Source organism: Pseudarthrobacter sp. YAF2, assembly GCF_052113345.1.
Classification (GTDB): domain Bacteria; phylum Actinomycetota; class Actinomycetes; order Actinomycetales; family Micrococcaceae; genus Arthrobacter.
On sequence record NZ_JBFRDA010000029.1, the window covers coordinates 1 to 20,061 of the forward strand.

Annotated in this window: 15 protein-coding genes, 1 tRNA gene and 1 rRNA gene; 8 read left to right on the top strand and 9 right to left on the bottom strand. The window is 65.1% G+C overall.

Annotated elements, in window-relative coordinates:
• Positions 1-31 precede the first annotated feature (31 nt).
• Both rrf and AB4Y79_RS20895 read left to right on the top strand, forming a co-directional pair.
• Positions 32-148: ribosomal RNA gene (rrf, locus tag AB4Y79_RS20890) — 5S ribosomal RNA — on the top strand.
• 136 nt (positions 149-284) lie between these two features.
• Positions 285-788 carry a hypothetical protein gene (locus AB4Y79_RS20895; protein WP_441865997.1) on the top strand — a complete coding sequence of 168 codons (504 nt, stop codon included), beginning with the start codon at positions 285-287 and terminating at the stop codon, positions 786-788.
• A gap of 26 nt (positions 789-814) precedes the next feature.
• Here AB4Y79_RS20895 and AB4Y79_RS20900 read toward each other — a convergent pair whose 3' ends face one another.
• Entirely contained in the window at positions 815-1,861 is a 1,047-nt protein-coding gene (locus tag AB4Y79_RS20900) for a LacI family DNA-binding transcriptional regulator (protein WP_441865999.1), read from the bottom strand.
• 2 nt (positions 1,862-1,863) lie between these two features.
• Positions 1,864-3,606, bottom strand: a complete 1,743-nt coding sequence (locus AB4Y79_RS20905; protein WP_441866001.1) for a glycoside hydrolase family 13 protein — start codon at positions 3,604-3,606, stop codon at positions 1,864-1,866.
• A 179-nt stretch (positions 3,607-3,785) separates the two neighbouring features.
• Between AB4Y79_RS20905 and AB4Y79_RS20910 the strand changes: the two genes are divergently transcribed.
• Positions 3,786-5,156, top strand: a complete 1,371-nt coding sequence (locus tag AB4Y79_RS20910; RefSeq protein WP_441866003.1) for an FAD-binding oxidoreductase — start codon at positions 3,786-3,788, stop codon at positions 5,154-5,156.
• 3 nt (positions 5,157-5,159) lie between these two features.
• Here the strand turns inward: AB4Y79_RS20910 and AB4Y79_RS20915 are convergent, their stop codons facing one another.
• The 4 genes from AB4Y79_RS20915 to AB4Y79_RS20930 form a co-directional block, all read right to left on the bottom strand.
• A complete protein-coding gene (locus AB4Y79_RS20915) occupies positions 5,160-6,578 on the bottom strand; it encodes a DUF4032 domain-containing protein (RefSeq protein WP_441866005.1) in 1,419 nt (472 codons plus the stop codon).
• A 117-nt stretch (positions 6,579-6,695) separates the two neighbouring features.
• Complete coding sequence (locus AB4Y79_RS20920) at positions 6,696-7,778, bottom strand: ABC transporter ATP-binding protein (protein WP_018762103.1); 1,083 nt, start codon at positions 7,776-7,778, stop codon at positions 6,696-6,698.
• A gap of 219 nt (positions 7,779-7,997) precedes the next feature.
• Positions 7,998-8,834, bottom strand: a complete 837-nt coding sequence (gene otsB, locus AB4Y79_RS20925; protein WP_441866007.1) for a trehalose-phosphatase — start codon at positions 8,832-8,834, stop codon at positions 7,998-8,000.
• The gene (locus AB4Y79_RS20930; protein WP_441866009.1) at positions 8,824-10,323 is read right to left on the bottom strand and encodes an alpha,alpha-trehalose-phosphate synthase (UDP-forming); all 1,500 of its coding nucleotides are present in this window, start codon (positions 10,321-10,323) and stop codon (positions 8,824-8,826) included. The genes otsB and AB4Y79_RS20930 overlap by 11 nt, the downstream gene beginning before the upstream one ends.
• Before the next feature lie 178 nt (positions 10,324-10,501).
• Here AB4Y79_RS20930 and AB4Y79_RS20935 point away from each other — a divergent pair, with 178 nt between their 5' ends.
• The 5 genes from AB4Y79_RS20935 (at position 10,502) to AB4Y79_RS20955 (ending at position 15,704) form a co-directional block, all read left to right on the top strand.
• A complete protein-coding gene (locus AB4Y79_RS20935; protein ID WP_308932051.1) occupies positions 10,502-11,389 on the top strand; it encodes a DsbA family protein in 888 nt (295 codons plus the stop codon).
• Positions 11,390-11,538: 149 nt separating this feature from the next.
• A tRNA-Thr gene (locus AB4Y79_RS20940) sits at positions 11,539-11,612 on the top strand.
• Between the two features lie 118 nt (positions 11,613-11,730).
• Complete coding sequence (locus AB4Y79_RS20945; protein ID WP_441866012.1) at positions 11,731-12,153, top strand: ChaB family protein; 423 nt, start codon at positions 11,731-11,733, stop codon at positions 12,151-12,153.
• An 84-nt stretch (positions 12,154-12,237) separates the two neighbouring features.
• Positions 12,238-14,409 (top strand): elongation factor G-like protein EF-G2, encoded by a 2,172-nt coding sequence (locus tag AB4Y79_RS20950; RefSeq protein ID WP_441866014.1) that lies wholly within the window; start codon positions 12,238-12,240, stop codon positions 14,407-14,409.
• Between the two features lie 41 nt (positions 14,410-14,450).
• Entirely contained in the window at positions 14,451-15,704 is a 1,254-nt protein-coding gene (locus AB4Y79_RS20955; protein WP_441866016.1) for an MFS transporter, read from the top strand.
• Between the two features lie 113 nt (positions 15,705-15,817).
• Here the strand turns inward: AB4Y79_RS20955 and mmsB are convergent, their stop codons facing one another.
• The 3 genes from mmsB to chvE all read right to left on the bottom strand — a co-directional run bounded on the left by mmsB (position 15,818) and on the right by chvE (position 19,869).
• Positions 15,818-17,098 (bottom strand): multiple monosaccharide ABC transporter permease, encoded by a 1,281-nt coding sequence (gene mmsB / locus AB4Y79_RS20960; protein WP_441866018.1) that lies wholly within the window; start codon positions 17,096-17,098, stop codon positions 15,818-15,820.
• A 4-nt stretch (positions 17,099-17,102) separates the two neighbouring features.
• Complete coding sequence (mmsA, locus tag AB4Y79_RS20965; RefSeq protein WP_441866020.1) at positions 17,103-18,632, bottom strand: multiple monosaccharide ABC transporter ATP-binding protein; 1,530 nt, start codon at positions 18,630-18,632, stop codon at positions 17,103-17,105.
• A 109-nt stretch (positions 18,633-18,741) separates the two neighbouring features.
• Entirely contained in the window at positions 18,742-19,869 is a 1,128-nt protein-coding gene (gene chvE / locus AB4Y79_RS20970; RefSeq protein ID WP_441866022.1) for a multiple monosaccharide ABC transporter substrate-binding protein, read from the bottom strand.
• Positions 19,870-20,061 lie beyond the last annotated feature (192 nt).

A 20,061-nucleotide genomic window follows, 5' to 3' on the forward strand; every position in this document is an offset into this window, starting at 1 on the left:
CCCACCCCCCAACGGGTGCGGGTAACAAGGTTACGGCGGTCATAGCGTGGGGGAAACGCCCGGTCCCATTCCGAACCCGGAAGCTAAGACCCACAGCGCCGATGGTACTGCACCCGGGAGGGTGTGGGAGAGTAGGACACCGCCGGACAMWCATTGGTCGAGGCCCCAACCACACGGTTGGGGCCTCCCACATTTAAAACACCACCACCCACACAACAACCCACAGCAGCCCGGGACACGGCCCGCTAATATCGAGCGGCCGCCCGCGGGTAGAGTTGTTCCCCATGAGCAGCATCTTCAGCCATGCCCAGGACCCCTTCGAAGCGGATGGACGACCCGGTGTCGAATCACTGGAGCCGGTGGTCAATACGGTGGTGGTTCCCGGGCCCGTGGCACGGGCTTTCACTGGTTTTACCGACCACGCCCACCTGTGGTGGCCGCTGGAGCCGTATGGTGTCTACGGGGCAGGGTCGTACGTCGAATTTGAAGAGAACCTGATACTCGAGACAGCGGACGACGGGCGCACCAGCATTTGGGGGACGCTGGATGACTGGCAGCCGCCGCTGTCCTTCCACGCAACGTGGCACCCGGGCACCACTGCCATGTGGTCCACGGAGGTCCTGGTGGCCTTTCGCGCCGTTGACGGGGGAACAGAGGTGCGGGTGTTCCACGATGGGTGGGAGGGCGCCGAGGACCCCGCCGCCGTACGGGGACACTATCTGCAGGCCTGGCCCGTAATCCTGGACAAGTACGCCCGCTTCATGGGCGCCCCAGACACAGCTGACTAAAACGCGGCCGGCCGGTTAGTCCTCGTTCAGGCGACAGTCGGTGCCGGCGGTACCGCCGTGCTGGTTCGGATTAGGAACTCTGTTGGATACTCCTGGTCCTGGACTGCTCCAGCGGGCGGGCCGCCGTCGGAATCCTTGCCGGCCTCCAGCAGTGACAGGGCGGTGGCGGCGGCCAAATTACCTTGTCCGCGCGGATCCTGTCTGATGGTGGTGAGGCCAAGAGTCTCGCTGAGCTCGTGTCCGTCCATCCCGACGACCGAGAGATCCTGCGGGATCTGCAGGCCGAAGTCGCGTGCCGCGAGCATGACGCCGATGGCCATCTCGTCGGATGCAGCAAAAACTGCGGTGGGCCGTTCCGCGGTCGTTCCCAGCAGCTGACGTCCCACCGCGTACGCGCCCTGGATGGTGAAGTCCGCGTTCACCACCCATTCGTCCCGAACCGCCAGGCCTGCCTCCGCCATGGCTGCAGCAAAGCCCTTCTGTCGCAGTTTCGGAAGCTTGAAGTCGCGGTTCAGGCCCGCGTCTCCGGTGATGTGCGCAATCCGGGTGTGGCCAAGCCGGATCAGGTGGCCGGTAGCACGCCTGGCAAGGCCTTCGTCGTCGATCCTGATGGTTGAGGCTCCCCGCAGGACACCGCCGATGCCCACGATGGGACGATGGACCGCCAGCAGTTGGCCGATCTCATCCTCACGCAGGACCAACGCAACCGCGATGACGGCGTCCAGACGTTTACGGAGCAGGAAATCGTTAAGGATGCTGCTGCGCCGCTCAGGCTGCTCACCCACGTTATAGAGGGTGAGGTCGTACCCGGCATCCAGAAGGGTTTCCGAAACCCCCTCGAGTACAGACGAGAAATACCAGCGCTGGACGTTGGGCACCACCAGCCCAATGTTGCGGTTGCGCCCCGAAGCCAGGCTCGAAGCGTGGTACGACGGAACGAACCCCAACTCCTTGGCTGCCTCCTGTGCCAGGCGGCGGCTTTTCGACGACACGTTGGACTTGCCGCTCAACGCCCGCGAAACGGTGGCCACGGACAGGCCGGCCCGGCTGGCAACTTCTTTGATGCCCGCCAATGTCAGTCCGCCGTGGTGTCAGGCCCAAGCTGCAGCCATGCTGTCTCTCCGGAGGCAAGGGAGTGGCCCGTGGCTGCCGGCAGGCTGCGGAGGAGTACGTGGCCGACTGGCATGTCCAGCGGCTCATGGTTCAGGTTCATAAGAACCAGCGTAGTGCCGTTCATGTAGCCAAGTGAGGATCCGGTGCACCAGTCCTCGGCCCAGGACAGGGATCCCCGGCCCAGGTCCAGCTCCCGGCGCCGGGCCAGCGCTTCACGGTACAGGGCCAGGTGCGACGACGGTGACACCGCCTGCACGTCCCGGGCGAGCTCCGCGAAGGACGGCGGAATCGGCAGCCAGGGATCGTTCCCGGAACCAAATCCCAGGTGACGGTCGTCGGCCCGCCACGGCAGCGGCACCCGGCAGCCGTCTCGGCCAAGGCGCTGGCCGCCGGTACGGGCGAACGTCGGGTCCTGACGCAGGTGCCCGGGGATGTCAATGCCGTCAGGCAGCCCCAACTCTTCGCCCTGGTACAGGTATGCAGCGCCCGGCAGCCCCAGCATGAACAGGGAAGCGGCCGCTGCGCGGCGCCGGCCCAGGTCCTCGTCCGGCTGGGGATCGCCGGCACCAATGCCGTCGCCGTCCCGCGGACCGTGGCCGTTATAACCGAACCGGCTGGCATGCCGGACGACATCGTGGTTGGAGAGCACCCACGTGCTCGGGGCGCCTACGCCGTCCAGGACGGTCAGGGAGTCCGTGATGACCGACCGCAGCCGGTAAACATCCAGTCCGGCATGAAGGTAGGGGAAGTTGAATGCCTGGTGCATCTCGTCGGGCCGGACCCAGTGGGCCAGCCGGTGGAGGTCCACGCTCGCCTCGGCACACAGAATCCGGTCCGGGCCGTATTCGTCGAGGATCAGCCGCCACTTCCGGTAGATCTCATGGACGCCGGGTTGCCCGAACATGGGTGCCTCGTGGCCGGGGTAGCCGTCGCTGCTGCCGCCGTCGGCGCGGCCGCCCCACGCCGGCAGGCCCGGTGCCTTGACCAATGCGTGGGCCACATCCACCCGGAAGCCGGAGACGCCCCGGTCCAGCCAAAACCGGAGTACCCGCTCGAACTCTGCATGGACCGCCGGGTTGTCCCAGTTGAAATCCGGCTGGGAGGAGTCGAAGAGGTGCAGGTACCACTGGCCAGGCTCGCCGTCCGGTCCCGTCACGCGGGTCCAGGCAGGACCGCCGAAGTGGGACTGCCAGTTGTTCGGCGGCTCCTGGCCGTCGGGGCCGGTTCCATCACGGAAGATGAACATTGCCCGCTCTGGACTCCCTGCCGGCGCTGCAACGGCCGCCTGGAAGGCCGGGTGCTGGTCCGAGCAGTGGTTGGGTACCAGGTCCACGATGACCCGCAGCCCTAGCCGGTGTGATTCTGCCATCATGACGTCGAAGTCGCCCAGGGTGCCGAAGATCGGGTCCACATCGCAGTAGTCGCTGACGTCGTATCCCGCGTCGCGCTGCGGTGACCGGTAGAAGGGCGAGAGCCAGACGGCGTCAACGCCGAGGTCCGCCAAATGCGGCAGTTCCTCGGTGATTCCCGCCAGGTCTCCTACGCCGTCGCCGTTCAGATCACGGAACGAACGGGGATATACCTGGTAGATCACCGCGGACCGCCACCAGCCGGGGAGGGCGTCGGCGGCGTGGATAAGCGTCAACGGACCGGCAATGCTCGCAGTGTCCTGGGTCACAGTTTCGACAGACATGGTAGATAGCATAACGGCCGGAGGCGGTATAAATGAAAACGCTTCCATAACTGATAAACAGGCTGTTCAGGGGCGTTGTGGCACGTAATAGACCAAGGGTGTGGAAGCGATTGCAGGCCCGGCAAAGCCACGCCGGCCCGGCGGACGGCACCTAGACTTGATGGATGTGTCCGACGACGGGTGGAGGCTTTGTGGGAAGTGTCGTTGACGAGCTGGAAACTATGTTGGCGCCAGGGCAGCTGGATATCGGCGAGGCCGCGCTCCGCAAGTACGCCATCGACCATGCGCCCGTCATCGACTTCCAGCTTCCCCTGGCCGTCGTGTTCCCGGAGTCGGTGGCCGATGTCCAGGCAGTCGTGCGGTCCTGCGCGGCCAGGGGAGTGGCGATCGTACCCCGCGGCGCCGGTACGGGAGTGTCCGGCGGGGCCCATGCCACCAGGAACTGCATCATCCTCTCGCTGGAGCGGATGGACCGGATCCTTGCCCTGAACCCGGACGACGAAACGGCCGTGGTGGAACCGGGTGTGGTCAATGCCGTCCTCAACGAGGCCGCCGCGGTGCACGGCCTTATGTTCGCCCCCGACCCTGCGAGTTTCCGGAGCTCCACCATCGGCGGCAACGTGGCCACCAATGCCGGTGGGCTGCGCTGCGCCAAGTATGGGGTCACCAGGGACTCGGTCCTGGCCCTGGACGTCGTCCTGGCTGACGGCTCCCTGATCCACACCGGCCACCAAACCTTCAAGGGTGTGGCGGGCTACGACCTTACGGGCCTCATCGTGGGATCCGAAGGAACACTCGGCATAGTGGTCGGCGTCACGGTGCGGTTGAAGTACCTGCCCCGGGAGGTCCACACCGTCGCGGCGTTCTACCCGGACTTCAGGCTCGCCGCCGCGGGGGTCCTGGCCGTGGGCAAAGCGCGCGTCCAGCCCGCCATCATGGAGCTGCTCGACGGCGGCACCCTCGCCCAGCTTGACGACATCCACGGATCGGATCTCACGGCCCGCGGAAAGTCCCTGCTCCTGGTACAGACAGACGGGTTTGGTGCTGCCGCCGAAGCCGACGTGGTTCGCCAGGTCCTCAGGGCCGGCGGCGCTACGGTCACCACAGAAGCAAGCGCCGAAGCGGAACGGCTGGTGGAACTGCGACGGCACAGCAGGGGCACCGAGGTGGACGACGAATACCGGGTGGGCGAAGACGTCGCCGTGCCGCGGTCGCGGCTGGTGGACTACGTCGCGGCGCTCGAGGCGCTGGCCGCCATCCAGCGGGTGCACCTCAAGGTGGTGGCGCACGCCGGTGACGGCAATCTGCACCCCACCTTCTGGATCGACCGGCAGGATACCGGTGTAGATGACGACGCCATGGGGCGCCTCCAAGCGGCACTGGATGAGTCCATCACGGCGGCGTTGGCGATGGGCGGCACCATCACCGGGGAACACGGCGTGGGCCAGTACAAGCTGCGCTGGCTGAGCCAGGAGCAGCCCGAACCGGTCCGGGAGCTGCAGCGCAGGATCAAGGGCTTGTTCGATCCCGCTGGAATCCTCAACCCCGGAAAGGCGATCTAGCGTTCAGTCGTCCGCGTCCGGGTAGTCATCCTCGGATTCATCGGCACCGTAGCGGGATTCCTCGCTCTCCACGTCAAGGATCTTAAGCATCTCGGTATCCGGGTTCAGCATGATCGCGGCCTCGTCCCGCCGGTGCCGGAGGATCGAGTCGATGTAGGACTGCACGGCCTCGGCCAGGGGTATGTGGCGTTCCTGCTTTTCGGACATGTACCAACGGTGTTCCAGGACTTCATGGACTACTTCGGCGTGCTCCAGCTTGCCGGAGAGGTCGCGCGGTATGGAACGGACAATGGGCTCGAAGACCTGGCTCACCCAGAGGTGGGCGCTGTATTCCTCGTCCATCTCCGGGTTGTTGTCCGCCCGGAAGGAGTCCATATCGTTGAGGAGCCGGCGGGCCTGGTTCTCCTGGGCATCCAGGCCGGTCAGCCGCAACAGCCGGCGCTGGTGGTGCCCGGCGTCGACCACTTTGGGCTGCAGCTGAATGGTGGCACCGTTCTGCGTGGTCTTGATCGCGTATTCCTCGACGTCGAAGCCGAGTTCGTTCAGGCGCCGGATTCGCGCCCCAACCCGCCAGCGTTCGCCGAGCTCGAAGGATTCCTTCTCCGTCAGTTCCGCCCACAGCCGCCGGTAGCTGTCCATGATCAGTTCACTGGTGGCGACCGGGTCCACCTTCTCCTCGATCAGCCCGCCGTCCAGCAGGTCCATCAGTTCACCGGCGATGTTTACCCGGGCGATTTCGAGATCGTATTCGCGCTGGCCGGTGGACAGGTCCGGGTAGAGCTCACCGGTCTCGGCATCCACCAAGTAGGCGGCGAAAGCGCCGGCATCGCGGCGGAACAGGGTGTTGGAAAGCGAGACGTCGCCCCAGTAGAACCCGATCAGGTGCAGCCGCACCATCAAGAGGGCCTGGGCGTCGATAAGGCGGGTGAGGGTGTCCTTGCGCAGCATCTGGGAGAACAGTGCGCGGTACGGCATGGAGAATTTCAGGTGCCGGGTCACCAGGACCGGGTTCAGTGGGCGCCCGTCCGGGTTGGTGCGTCCGGTAATCACGGCCACGGGTTCCACGCAGGGTACGTCCAGCCGTGCCAGTTTGCGGAGCATGTGGTACTCGTGGCGGGCCACGTGCTCGGACGTCTCCTTGATGGCGATGACCGAGCCCCCGAGGTGTGCGAAGCGCACGATGTGCCGGGAGATACCGCGGGGGAGCGCTGCCAGGTATTCGGCGGGCCATTCCTCCAAGGCGATATGCCAGGGCAGGTCCAGCAGTTCGGGGTCTGCCGCCGCGGCCGTGATGTTAAGCGACGACGCTACCGAGGCCGCCTTGTTGTCATCGGCACTGGCGGCCACGAACCGCGGCAGTTTACCGACCTGCGCGTAGTCGGTGGGTTCGTCGTGCCACTGGGCGCTGTTTTCCTCGGTCATGGGTCAATTCTTCCGTACGCAGGGCAAGGACGATAAATCTTCGTTAAAGCCCGACGGCGGCCCGCACCGTTGTGAAAGGGTGCGGGCCGCCGTCGGCTAATTCAGCTTCGCTGATTATCAGTCGCCCAGGCGCAGGCCGGTCTTCGTGTCGAACAGGTGCACGTGGCCGGACTGCGGACGGACGTAGATGACCTCGCCCTTCATCGGAGGGCGGCGGCCGTCGACGCGGGCCACGATGTCGTGGTCCTTGCCGTCAAGCGTGGTGTGTCCGTAGACGTAGGCGTCGGCACCGAGCTCTTCGACGACGTCGACCTCAACCTTCAGGCCTTCGCCCTGCGGAGCGGTCTCAAGGTCTTCGGGACGGGAGCCCAAGGTGACGGTGGAGCCGTGCGCCTCTTCGAGGACGTCGCGCGGCACGGGGTACACGGTGCCGCCGAACTGTACGCCGCCGTCGACGACCGGAAGTTCCAGCAGGTTCATGGCGGGGGAGCCGATGAAGCCGGCAACGAAGACGTTCTTGGGGCGGTCGTAGAGGTTGCGCGGGGTGTCGACCTGCTGCAGCAGGCCGTCCTTCAGCACTGCCACGCGGTCGCCCATGGTCATGGCCTCGACCTGGTCGTGGGTCACGTAGACGGTGGTGACGCCCAGGCGGCGGGTCAGTGATGCGATCTGGGTACGGGTCTGGACACGGAGCTTCGCATCCAGGTTGGACAGCGGTTCATCCATGAGGAAGACCTGCGGGTTACGCACGATGGCGCGGCCCATGGCAACACGCTGGCGCTGACCACCGGAGAGCGCCTTCGGCTTGCGGTCCAGGTACTGTTCCAAGTCCAGAAGCTTGGCGGCTTCGCGGACACGCTCGGCGCGCTCTTCCTTGGAGACGCCGGCGATCTTCAGGGCGAAGCCCATGTTGTCGGCCACAGTCATGTGCGGGTACAGCGCGTAGTTCTGGAAGACCATCGCGATGTCGCGGTCCTTCGGCGGAACATCGGTGACATCACGGTCGCCGATCAGGATGCGGCCTGCGTTGACGTCCTCGAGGCCTGCGAGCATGCGCAGCGAGGTGGACTTACCGCAACCGGAGGGTCCGACGAGGACCAGGAATTCGCCATCGGCGATGTCGATGTTGAGCTTATCGACGGCGGGCTTATCTGTGCCCGGGTACAGACGCGTAGCGTTATCAAAAGTAACTGTAGCCACAGTTATCAATCCCTTCACCGGCAGGTACGTGCCGGACGATCCGTTGTGAATGGTTCATGTTTATTCAGTTGTGTTCCAGCAAAGTGCTCCGGGTCTTTGCCCCGGAGCACCCAATGACGCCGCACGGTGTTTGTGCGCCACATCACACAAAAGAGTATGCCAGAGTGGGCCTCTTTTAGCGCAAATGTTACGAACGTCACATGCGGCGTGGGTCACTTCCTAGCCGGAGGCGGCCTCGGGATCTTCCTCGGCCACGGTGATGCTCCGTTCCTGCAGCAGCACCTCCAGCAGTTCGGCGATGTGCACAGGTGCTTCCACCCGGTACTGGGCCTGGGTGAAATCGAGGCCCACCTTGACCCCCACGTCGCCCGGCTCCAACCGGCCGAAAGCGTCCTCGTCCGTCACGTCGTCGCCGGCGAACAGGACGGCGGTGGCGCCGGTGGCCTGCCGCAGGAAGGCGACGCCTTCACCCTTGGAGGCGTTGACCACTGATGTCTCCAGGACGCGCTTGCCCTCCTTCAGGAAGACGCCCTTGCGGTCCTGCAGCGATGCGCGCGCGGCCGCCACGGCGTCCTCGGCGACGTCGTCGTCAGCCTGGCGGGTGTGCAGGACGACGCCGGCGGGCTTGTCTTCCAGGGAAGTTCCGGGAGCCTCGGCCACGATCTCAGCCAGCACCGCCCGGACCTCGGCGAGAAGCGCTTTCTGGTCCTCCTCCAGCGCCAACTCCGTGGAACCCGGTCCCAGCCACGCTTCGGCGCCGTGGCTTCCGATGAGGAGGGTGTCCACGGGCGGGGACGCGACCTGCCGCAGGCTTGCGAGGGCGCGGCCCGAGATGAGTGCCGTCGTCGTCCGTGGAAGCACCGCAAGGCCCGCAAAGGCTGCTGCCGAGCGCGGGAGCGGCCGCGCGTCCTGCGCGCGGTCCACGATGGGCGCCATGGTGCCATCGAAATCCATGGCAACCAGCAAATGCCCGGTTCCGGCGATCCGGCGCAGGGCTTCCCGCAACTCGGGGGTCAGTGCCAGCTGCCTCTTGGCGCGGTGGCCCTCAGGAGTCATCGCGGACCACCTTTTCGTTCAGCGCGCGCAGGAAATCCGCGGACCAGTGGTCGACGTCGTGGTCCAGGATCTGGCGGCGCATGGACCGCATGCGCCGCGACGCTTCCCGGGGGGTAAGCTCCACCGCGTTCATGATGGTGTTCTTGAGGCCGGCGATATCGTGCGGGTTGATCAGGAGCGCCTGCTTGAGCTGGTCCGCGGCGCCGGCGAATTCGCTCAGGACCAGGGCGCCGTCGTTGTTGTTGCGGGCGGTGACGTATTCCTTGGCCACCAGGTTCATCCCGTCCCGCAGGGCGGTGACCAGCATGACGTCCGCGGCCAGGTACAGCGCCACCATTTCCTCCACCGGGTAGCTGTGGTGCAGGTAGCGGACGGCGGTGTTTTCGAGGGTGTCGTAGGTGCCGTTGATGTGGCCAACGGTTCCTTCCACTTCTTCGCGGAGGAGCCGGTACTGTTCCACGCGCTCCCGGCTGGGCGAGGCCACCTGGATCAGTGTTGCCTCGCCGACCGTGAGCCGGCCGTCCGCCAGGAGCTCCTCGAAGGCCTTCAGCCGGTGGCGGATGCCCTTGGTGTAATCCAGCCTGTCCACACCCAGCAGGATCGTCTTGGGGTTGCCCAGGTCCTGCCGGATCTGCCGTGCCCGTTCGATGATTTCGGGCCTGGCGGCAAGCTCGGTGATCTGCTTGACGTCGATGGAAATGGGGAAGGCCTGCGCCCGCGCAATATGCGTGATTTGGCCGTCCTGGCCCTTGACGTGCACCTGCTGCTGCTTGACGCTGGCTCCGAGGAACCTGCGGGCGGACCGCATGAAGTTTCCGGCGTCGCTGACGCGCTGGAAGCCCACCAAATCTGCGCCGAGCAGGCCGTCGATGATGGCATGCCGCCACGGGAGCTGGGCAAAGATCTCCGGCGGCGGGAACGGGATGTGGTTGAAGAACCCGATCCGGAGGTCTGGCCGGGCCTCGCGCAGCATCCGCGGAACAAGCTGCAACTGGTAGTCCTGGACCCAGACGGTTGCGCCCTGGTCCGCGTGCCGCACCACGGCGTCGGCGAACCTCCGGTTGACCTTGCGGTAGGCGTCCCACCAGGCCCGGTGGAATTCCGGCGGGGCGATGACGTCGTGGTACAGCGGCCAGAGGGTGGCATTGGAGAATCCCTCGTAATACAGCTCAACATCCTCCGTGCTGAGCTGGACCGGGACCAGGTCCATACCGCCATGGCTGAAGGGCTTGACGGTCTCGTCAGGTGCTCCGTGCCAGCCCACCCAGGCGCCGTCCGTCTTGGTCATCATCGGTGCGAGGGCGGTCACCAGGCCGCCGGGGGACCGTCGCCAACCGGATCCATCGCCGCCATCGGCGGGCGCCACCCGGTCAACCGGCAGCCTGTTCGAGACCACCATGAAGTCGTACTTCGTGTGCGCGGCGTGGCTGGAATCGGAGTCGGCGGCATGTGCCATGCCGGCGGGTTTTTCCTGGACGGGTGTTTGCATTGCGGCCCCCTGGGGTTGCTTGTGCCTCTAAGCCACCCTAGCGGGACGGAATCATCGGGGCTATTCGTCCGTTGGTCAACCCGGAGGAATGGTTGAAACCGCAAGCTCTCAGTTTTCTCCCCTAAAATGTGGGGGTGCCACCTAGTGGTCCCCCTTCGTCGACCGACCCAAGGAATTCATGAGCCCCGCAAACGAAGTACGTAAGTCCAAGGCTGAGCGAACCGCGGAGGCGCGGGAAAAGGCGCGCCTGATCCGTGAAGCGCAGGCGAAAAAGGACAAGCGCAACAAGCTGCTGATCGGCTGGGGCATTGTCGCGGCTGTGGTGGCCATCCTGGTGGTGGTGGCCCTGGTGGTCACCAGCAGCCTGAAGCAGAACGCCCCGATTGCGGATCAGGGGCCAACGCCGGCCAACGCCAACATCCATGGCGGCGTTACCCTGCTTGCCAACTCGGATGTGGCCAAGAGCGACCCGGCAACGGTGGACGCCAACTCCTTGGGCGATGCGCCGCAGACTCCACCGGCCGAGGTGGTTGCACCGGGCGCGGAGGCGGAGGCCGGCAAACCGGTCAAGGTGGTCCTCTATGTCGACTTCATCTGCCCCGTCTGCAAGAACTTCGAGACGCAGTACAACGACCAGCTCACGTCCCTGCGGAACGATGGCAAGATCACCGTGGAGTACCGGCCGCTGGGCTTCCTGGACAGCCGGTCCACCACCAATTACTCATCCCGCGCGGCCAATGCGGCAGCCTGTGTGGCCAACACCGCTCCAGAGAAGTACGCCGACTACTTCAACGCCCTTTACGCCCAGCAGCCGGCGGAAGGCAGTGCAGGCCTCTCGGACAACGACTTGAAGAAGATGGCCTCCGACATGGGCGTCAACATTGGTTCCTGCGTGGATGACAAGACCTACCGCCCGTACGTGAAGTACACGACGAAGGAAGCCTCGGCCATCGGGGTGAGCGGGACGCCGACGGTCTTTGTCGACGGCAAGCAGTGGGGCAAGGGAGACAGCGCCCAGACGCCGTTCCCGGATTTCCTGCAGGCAGCCATCGCCGCCAAGGGCTAAAGACCGGGCACCCGTGCAAGGGCCCGTTCCGGAATATATCCGGGGCGGGTCCTTGCCGCGTCCGGCGCGGGGTGCCCGGCGTTTTTACGCCCGGCGGGAGTTGGGCTAACCTTATCTAGCGTCTTGACGGCGCAGGCCCCCAGGGGCGCGCCTCCTTAGCTCAGTTGGCCAGAGCACCGCTCTTGTAAAGCGGGGGTCGTCGGTTCGAATCCGACAGGGGGCTCCGGCGCGCAGGCCCCGGCTCGAGGTTCCAGGAACCCGGCCCGGGGCCTTTTCTTGCTCCGGGACTAAGCTGGATTCATCCCAATAATCAGCCTGCTGACTAAAGGAGGATGGGTGCCATGCCCAAGACCGGCAAGAATGACCACGCCCGCAAGGATGAACTCCCCTCGACCCTGCAGCGGTCCGGGCGAAAAGCCCAGGACACGTTCGCCAAGACCTACGATTCGGCCCTCGAGTCCTACCACGACGAGGAGCGGGCCGCGCGTACAGCGTACGCGTCACTGAAGCACAGCTACGAAAAGGTGGGAGACCACTGGGAGCCCAAGGGTAAACGCGGTCCGTCGGACAAACACGCGGAGCAGGGCGGCCGCTCATCCGAACCCACCGCCGGAGGCGTTGACGCCAACGCCTCCAAGGAACACCTCTACAAACTGGCCAAGGAACTGGACGTCAAGGGCCGTTCGAAGATGGACAAGCACCAACTGGTGGAGGCACTTCAAAAGGCGAACAACAAGGCCACCCGCAAAGCCCGCAGCAAATAGCCTGCACTCTTGCCGTCCTGCCGTCCAAGGTGTCGAATCAGAGGATACGTCCGGTCCGGCCGGCAATGATGCCAGGAGGTTCCAATGTCGGTGAAGAGCACCAAGGAGTCAGTGCGGGCGGCGGGCGGCAAGAACGGCCCCGATGCCCGCCGCACCGATCAAAACGCCGGCATTGCCGCCGCGGACCCCGGCCGAATCCGGAACGTGGCCCTGGTGGGGCACTCCGGTGCCGGAAAGACGATGCTGATCGAGGCGCTGCTGGCCGCCAACGGCATGATCACCCGCAAAGGCTCCATCGTGGACGGAACAACGGTCAGCGACTCCGACCCGGCTGCCGTGCACCAGCAGCGGTCGGTCACGCTGTCCCTGGTGCCATTGATGGTGGAGGACGTCAAAGTGAACCTGATGGACACCCCGGGCTACCCGGACTTCATCGGGGAGCTGCGGGCCGGGTTGCGGGCGTCGGATGCTGCCCTGTTCGTGGTCTCCGCGGTCGACGGGATCGATGCAACCACCACCGCGCTGTGGGGCGAGTGCGAGCAGGCCAGGCTGCCGCGCGCCGTCGTGATCACGCGGATGGACCATCCGCGCGCAGATTACGAGTCCACCCTGGCCGCCTGCCAGAAAGCGTTCGGCGACTCCGTCCTGCCCGTCTGCGTGCCGTTGCAGGGGGAAGCGACGGACCCAGGGTTGCTGGGCCTGCTGTCCCGCGAGGTCACAGACTACTCGGCGGGTGACGCCTCGCCCGCAAGCCGCCCGGCCGACCCTGCCGAACTCGCGGCCGCCGGTCCTGCCCGCGGCAGCCTGATCGAGGGAATCATCGCCGAAAGCGAAGACGAGACACTCATGGACCGTTACCTGGACGGTGAGGACATCGACCCCGCAGCGCTCGCAACCGACCTGGAAACCGCCGTCGCCCGCGGCTCATTTTTTCCCGTGCTGCCCACGTCCGCCGTCACCGGCCTCGGCACCGCCGAACTGCTGGAGCTGCTGGTCCGTGCCTTCCCGCCGCCGGGGGAGCGCAACCTGCCGGACCTGACCGACCTGGCGGGGGAACCGGCTGGAACACTGTCCTGTGATCCGTCCGGTCCGCTTGCGGCTGAAGTGGTGCGGACATCCAACGATCCCTTCCTGGGCCGCATCTGCCTGGTGCGGGTCTTCTCCGGGACCCTGCGCGAAGACTCGCCCGTGCATGTAGGTGGCCATGGCCTGGCCGACCGGGGCCACCAGGACCACGACACCGATGAACGCGTAACCCACATCTACTCGCCGTTGGGTGCCAGCCTGCGCCCCGTTCCCTATTGCGTGGCAGGGGACCTGTGCGCCCTGGCCAAGCTGGGAAGCGCCGAAACCGGGGACACCATTTCAGCGCGGGACACACCGCTGTTGCTCGCCACGTGGGAAATGCCCGAGCCGCTGCTGCCGGTTGCCGTGGAAGCGGACTCCCGCAGTGACGAGGACGCGCTGGCCCGCAGCCTGGGCCGGATCGCGGCCGGCGATCCCACCCTGCGGGTGGAAAGGAACGCCGAAACGCACCAGCTGGTGCTGTGGTGCATGGGTGAAGCGCATGCGGAGGTAGTTCTCGACAGGCTGCGCGAGCAAGGCGTGAAACTCCACACCGTGGACGTGGTGACGCCGCTGCGCGAGACCTTCGCGGCACCCGCCACGGGCCACGGCCGCCACGTCAAACAGTCCGGCGGCCACGGCCAGTACGCCGTATGCGACATCGAAGTGGAGCCGCTGGACCGCGGCGCCGGGTTCGAGTTCGTGGACAAAACCGTGGGCGGCGTCATTCCGGGAACGTTCATCCCGTCGATCGAGAAGGGCGTCCGGGCGCAGATGGAGCGGGGCGTCTCCGCGGGCTTCCCCGTGGTGGACCTGCGGGTGACAGTGGTGGGCGGAAAGGCCCACAGCGTCGATTCATCCGATGCCGCCTTCCAGTCGGCAGGAGCCCTGGCACTGCGCGAAGCCGCGGCTGCGGGGAAGATCCAGCTCCTCGAACCCGTGTCCGCGGTGGCCATCACAGTTTCCGACGAACATGTGGGGACTGTGATGAGCGACTTGTCCGGCCGGCGCGGGCGCCTGACCGGAACCAACTCCTCGGGCCAAGGCCTCACCGAGATCAGCGCCGAAGTTCCGGACCAGGAACTCCTGCGCTACGCGGTGGAACTACGGGCCCTGACCGCCGGCACCGGGAGGTTCCACCGGCAGTACCTGCGCCACGAGCCGGTGCCATCGAATTTCACCCCGTCCTGATCCCGCCCGGGCAAGAGCATCGCCAAGGAACGCCGGCACCCGTGAACGCCGCAGCACGAAAGATCCAAAACGTCTACCTGACCTTGACGCTGGGCAACACCCTCGCGGCGTCGTTCATCTGGGGCATCAACACGCTGTTCCTGCTCGACGCCGGGCTGAACAACTTTGAGGCGTTCGCCGCGAACGCGTTCTTCACGGCAGGAATGGTGCTCTTCGAGGTACCCACCGGGGTGGTCGCAGACAGTTGGGGGCGCCGGGTGTCCTTCCTGCTGGGGACCGTAACCCTGGCCGGGTCCACCTTTCTCTACTACCTGCTCTGGCAGTTGTCTGCGCCGTTCTGGTGGTGGGCGGCCGTCTCGGCCCTGCTGGGGCTCGGCTTCACCTTCTTCTCCGGGGCAGTGGAGGCCTGGCTGGTGGACGCACTGCACTTCACCGGTTACGAGGGCAGCCTCGAAGCCGTCCTGGGCCGCGGCCAGATGGTTTCCGGCATCGCAATGCTGGGCGGTTCGGTGGCGGGCGGGGTGATCGCGCAGGCCACCAACCTGGGCGTGCCGTTCCTGCTGCGCGTCGCGGTGCTGGCGGCTATGTTCGCAGTTGCGTTCCTCCTCATGCACGACGTCGGGTTCACACCAGAGCGTTCGGCCCACCCGCTGCAGGCCACCCGCGCAGTCCTGCGGGCTTCGCTCGACGGCGGCCTGAGGAATCCGCCCGTGAGGTACATGATGCTGGCCGCACCCTTCACCGACGGCGTCGGGTTCTACGTCTTCTACGCCCTCCAGCCCTACCTGCTGCAGCTTTTCGGCGATCCCAGGGCCTACGCCATCGCTGGCCTGGCCGCGGCCATTGTTGCGGGGGCCGACATTGTGGGCGGCTGGCTGGCTCCGCTGGTGCGGAAGCTGGTCCACCGGCGCACTTCCGTACTGATCGGCTCCAACATCATCAGCTCGGTGGTCCTGGTGGTGCTGCTGGCAACCAACGTCTTTTGGCTGGCGCTGGTGCTCCTGGCCCTCTGGGCCGTGGTGGCTTCGGCCGGCACCCCGGTACGCCAGGCCTACCTCAACGACATGATCGCCTCCAAGCAGCGGGCCACCGTCCTCAGCTTCGCCTCGCTCATGGGCTCAAGCGGCGGGGTGGTGGTGCAGCCGCTGCTTGGCAGGGCCGCGGACCTTTACGGCTACCCTGCATCCTTGGCAATGAGTGGCGCAGTGCAGCTGCTGGCAGCACCCTTCATCCTGCTGAGCCGACGCCGGCGCTCGCCCGCGGATGCCGGGACGGGGCTGGCGGCCGCGCCCTGACCGGCACGGGGCACACGCCAGGCCAATGCAGCGAAGGCCCCGGGCCTCGGACTGGGTGCGTCCGGTGCCGGGGGCCTTCGAGGGAACTGTCTGACAGGGGGCCGAAGCCGGTACTACTTGACGCCCGCCTGTACCGTTTCGGAGGCTGCAGGCACGGGCTTCTCTTCTGCGGGCGGCCGCGTGGTCTTGAGCTTGAACCGCTTGCCAAGGTCACCGCCGCCGCCGCTGCGGTTCTTGTTGAAGATGTCGAAGCCGACGGCGACCAGGAGCACCAGGCCCTTGATGAGTTGCTGGTAGTCGGTGCCCAGGCCCAGGATGGACATGCCATTGTTGAGCACACCCATGATGAGGCCGCCGATCATGGCCCCCGCGACGGTGCCGATGCCGCCCGTGACGGCAGCACCGCCAATGAAGGCCGCGGCGATCGAATCGAGTTCGAAGCCGGTTCCGCCTGCCGGCTGAGCCGAGTTGAGCCGGGCGGTGAAGACGAGGCCCGCCAGGGCAGCGAGCACGCCCATGTTCACGAAGAGCCGGAACGTCACGGCCTTGGTCTTGATTCCGGAGAGCTCAGCTGCGTGGAGGTTGCCGCCGATTGCATAGGTATGCCGGCCGAACACGCTGTTGTTCATCAGCGCGGTGTACGCGATCACCAGCGCGGCCAGGACCACCAGGACGATCGGCGTGCCCCGGTAGGACGCCAGCAGGAAGGTGATGATAAGCATCAGCAGCGCCGTGAAGGCGGTTTTGATGACGAACCAGACCAGGGGTTCGCTTTCGAGGTCGAACTTCCTGCGGATCCGGCGTTCCTTCAGGGCCTGGATGAGCAGTGCCACTGTGGCGCCCACGCCGAGGATGACAGTAAGCCATTCCAGCACCGAGGTCCCGCCGGAAATGTCCGGGAGGAATCCTCCGCCCAAGGCCCGCAGCTCGGCCGGGAAGGGCGTAATCTGCTGGTTCTTCAGGGTAATGAGCGTCAGGCCGCGGAAAATCAGCATGCCTGCCAGCGTGACGATGAAGGCCGGAATCCCCACGTAGGCGATCCAGTACCCCTGCCAGGCGCCGACGAGGGCACCGACCAAAAGGCAGGCGGGGATGGCGGCCCACCAGGGCCAGCCCCAGTGCACGATCATGACGCCGGCCACGGCGCCGATGAAACCTGCCACCGAGCCGACGGAAAGATCGATATGGCCGGCGATGATGACCATGACCATGCCGATGGCGAGGATGAGGATGTAGCTGTTCTGGACCACCAGGTTGGTGACGTTCTGCGGTTCCAGCAGGATCCCGCCGGTCAGCCCCTGGAACAGCAGGACAATCAGGATCAGGGCAACGAAGATGCCGACCTGGCGGAGGCGGCTTGTGAGGAATCCGAGCGATTCTCGTAGGGCGGACATTTCGCTATTCCTTCTCTTTGGTCATGTAGTGCATCAGGGTTTCCTGGGTGGCCTCGGCGATGGGCACCTCACCGGTGATGTGGCCTGCGGCGAGGGTGTAGATGCGGTCGCAGATGCCCAGGAGTTCGGGAAGTTCCGAGGAAATGACGATCACGGCTTTTCCTTCGGCCGCGAGCCTGGCAATGATCGTGTAGATCTCGTATTTGGCGCCGACGTCGATCCCGCGGGTGGGTTCATCGAGGATGAGTACATCGGGATCGGAGAACATCCATTTGCTCAACACGACCTTCTGCTGGTTGCCGCCGGAGAGTTTCCCGGTGATGGCGGCCACCGAGGGTGCCTTGATGTTCATGCTGTTGCGGTAGCCGTTGGCCACCACGGTCTCCTGGTTCTTGTCCACGAAGCCGCGTTTTGCGAGCTTGCGCAGCGCTGCCAGGGAGATATTGCGCTTGATGTCCTCGATGAGGTTCAGGCCGTAGTGCTTCCGGTCCTCGGTGGCGTAGGCAATGCCGTGCCGGATCGCGTCAGAGACGGTGGCGGTGTTGATTTCCTCGCCGTACTTGTAGACCTTGCCTGAGGTGGCGGTACCGTAGGTGCGGCCAAACACGCTCATGGCAAGCTCCGTGCGGCCGGCGCCCATCAGCCCGGCAAGTCCCACCACTTCACCCTTCCTGACGTGCAGGTTGGCGTTCTTGACCACCATTCGGGCGTGGTCCTGGGGGTGGCGGACGGACCAGTCTTCGATCCGGAGGACTTCTTCACCGATGTTCGGGTGGCGGTCCGGGTACAGGCTCTCCAGGTCCCGGCCCACCATGCCGCGGATGATTCGTTCCTGCGTGATCTGTCCTTCATCAAGCCGGAGGGTCTCGATGGTCTTGCCGTCCCGGATGATGGTGACGGCATCGGCCACCTTGCGGATCTCGTTGAGTTTGTGGCTGATGATGATGCTGGTGACTCCTTGGCCCTTCAAGTGGAGGATCAGGTCCAGCAGGTGGCCGGAGTCCTCGTCGTTGAGGGCGGCCGTGGGTTCGTCCAGGATGAGCAGCTTCACTTCCTTGGAGAGCGCCTTGGCGATCTCCACCAGCTGCTGCCTGCCCACGCTGATGTGCTGCACGGGGGTGATCGGGTTTTCATCGAGTCCCACGCGGGCAAGCAGCTTGGCTGCCTCCAGGTTGGTCTTGCGCCAGTCCACCCACCCGTTGGTGGCCTGCTCATTGCCAAGGTAGATGTTCTCGGCGATGGAGAGGAACGGGCTCAATGCAAGTTCCTGGTGGATGATCACGATGCCCCGCTTCTCGCTGTCGGAGATGCTGGAGAAATTGCAGGGCTCGTTTTCGAAGAGGATCTCCCCGTCGAAGGTGTTGTCTGGATAGACGCCGGACAACACCTTCATGAGTGTTGATTTGCCGGCGCCGTTTTCACCGCAGATGGCATGGACCTCTCCACGGTTCACATCCAGGGTGACATCCTGGAGCGCCTTCACGCCCGGGAACGTCTTGGTGATTCCTCGCATCTGAAGAATGGGTGTGTTCATCGTCAATTCCCACTGACTGGTCGAAGCTTGGCCTTGTCTGCTGCTGCAGGGGGCTGCGGGAGGGGCTGCGGCCGGATTTGGACGTCCGGCCGCAGCCCCCAAACGCTGACTACTTGACGTCGGCGTCGGTGTAGTAGCCCGAGTCGATCAGTTCTTTCTTGTAGTTGTCCTTGGTGATGATCACGGACTTCAGCAGGAAGGCCGGGACAACCTTGACCTTGTTGTTGTAGGTCTTGGTGTCGTTGGTTTCAGGTTCCTGGCCCTTGAGGACGGCGTCAACCATCTTGACGGCCTGGGCACCCAGCTGGCGGGTGTCCTTGAAGATGGTGGAGTACTGCTCACCGGCGATGATGGACTTCACGGAGCCCTTCTCGGCATCCTGGCCGGTGACGACCGGGAGGGTTCCCTTGGCGTAGCCGCCGGTGCTGGTGAGGGCAGAGATGATGCCGATGGAAAGGCCGTCATACGGGGACAGGACGCCGTTCAGCTTGGTGCCTGAGCTGTACGCGGAAGTGAGGATGTCTTCCATGCGCTTCTGCGCCACCGGTGCCTGCCAGCGAAGGATCGCAGCCTGCTCAAACTTGGTCTGGCCGCTGGGGACCTTCAGGGTGCCGGCATCCAGGTACGGCTTGAGGGTGTCCATGGCGCCGGTCCAGAAGAAGTTGGCGTTGTTGTCGTCGGGGCTTCCGGCGAAGAGTTCGATGTTGAAGGGGCCCTTGCCGTCCACCTTCTTGCCGTTGGCGTCAAGGAGGCCCAGGCCGGTCAGCAGCGAGGTGGCCTGCTGGACGCCGACCGTGTAGTTGTCGAACGTGGTGTAGTAGTCGACGTTCGGGGTGCCGTTGATGAGGCGGTCGTACGCGATGACCTTGACGTTCTGCTCCTTGGCCTTGGCCAGGACATCGGTCAGGGTGGTGCCGTCAATGGCGGCGATGATCAGGGCCTTGGCGCCCTTGGTCAGCATGTTTTCGATCTGTGAGACCTGGGTTGGAATGTCGTCATTGGCGAACTGGAGGTCCGTCTTGTAGCCAAGGTCCTTGAGTGACTTCTCCACGTTGGCGCCATCGGCGATCCAGCGTTCGGATGTCTGCGTGGGCATCGAGATGCCTACCAGCGAGTCGCTGGGCTTTGCCGCACTGCTGGGTTCCGTTGCCGCGCCGCGTGAGCCGCAACCGGTGGCTCCCACCGTGAGGGCGAGGACAAGCGCCACCGCGCCCACGAGTTTTTTGATTCTCACCATTTTCTCCTTCCGCGGCAGCACTGCCGCGAAGTGTTGTTGGACGAGGCAGCGATGCTTCCTGGCCCGGGCCACATTGTTGATGTGTCGGTTCAATATAGACTGATTTGTGAACGCTAACAAGAGGGTGCTCCCAGAAGCTTCGAAAGTCTTTCGGGTTCATTGACTTCTGCTTTGTTAGCGTTCACACTTGCT

Bases quoted from the DNA above. Each gene is read 5' to 3' on its own strand.
- mmsB (WP_441866018.1), bottom strand. From the start codon at position 17,098: ATGTCCGCCCTACGAGAATCGCTCGGATTCCTCACAAGCCGCCTCCGC.
- chvE (WP_441866022.1), bottom strand. From the start codon at position 19,869: ATGGTGAGAATCAAAAAACTCGTGGGCGCGGTGGCGCTTGTCCTCGCC.
- AB4Y79_RS20945 (WP_441866012.1), top strand. From the start codon at position 11,731: ATGCCCAAGACCGGCAAGAATGACCACGCCCGCAAGGATGAACTCCCC.
- otsB (WP_441866007.1), bottom strand. From the start codon at position 8,834: ATGACTCCTGAGGGCCACCGCGCCAAGAGGCAGCTGGCACTGACCCCC.
- AB4Y79_RS20935 (WP_308932051.1), top strand. From the start codon at position 10,502: ATGAGCCCCGCAAACGAAGTACGTAAGTCCAAGGCTGAGCGAACCGCG.
- mmsA (WP_441866020.1), bottom strand. From the start codon at position 18,632: ATGAACACACCCATTCTTCAGATGCGAGGAATCACCAAGACGTTCCCG.
- AB4Y79_RS20950 (WP_441866014.1), top strand. From the start codon at position 12,238: ATGTCGGTGAAGAGCACCAAGGAGTCAGTGCGGGCGGCGGGCGGCAAG.
- AB4Y79_RS20930 (WP_441866009.1), bottom strand. From the start codon at position 10,323: ATGCAAACACCCGTCCAGGAAAAACCCGCCGGCATGGCACATGCCGCC.
- AB4Y79_RS20895 (WP_441865997.1), top strand. From the start codon at position 285: ATGAGCAGCATCTTCAGCCATGCCCAGGACCCCTTCGAAGCGGATGGA.
- AB4Y79_RS20905 (WP_441866001.1), bottom strand. From the start codon at position 3,606: ATGCTATCTACCATGTCTGTCGAAACTGTGACCCAGGACACTGCGAGC.
- AB4Y79_RS20915 (WP_441866005.1), bottom strand. From the start codon at position 6,578: ATGACCGAGGAAAACAGCGCCCAGTGGCACGACGAACCCACCGACTAC.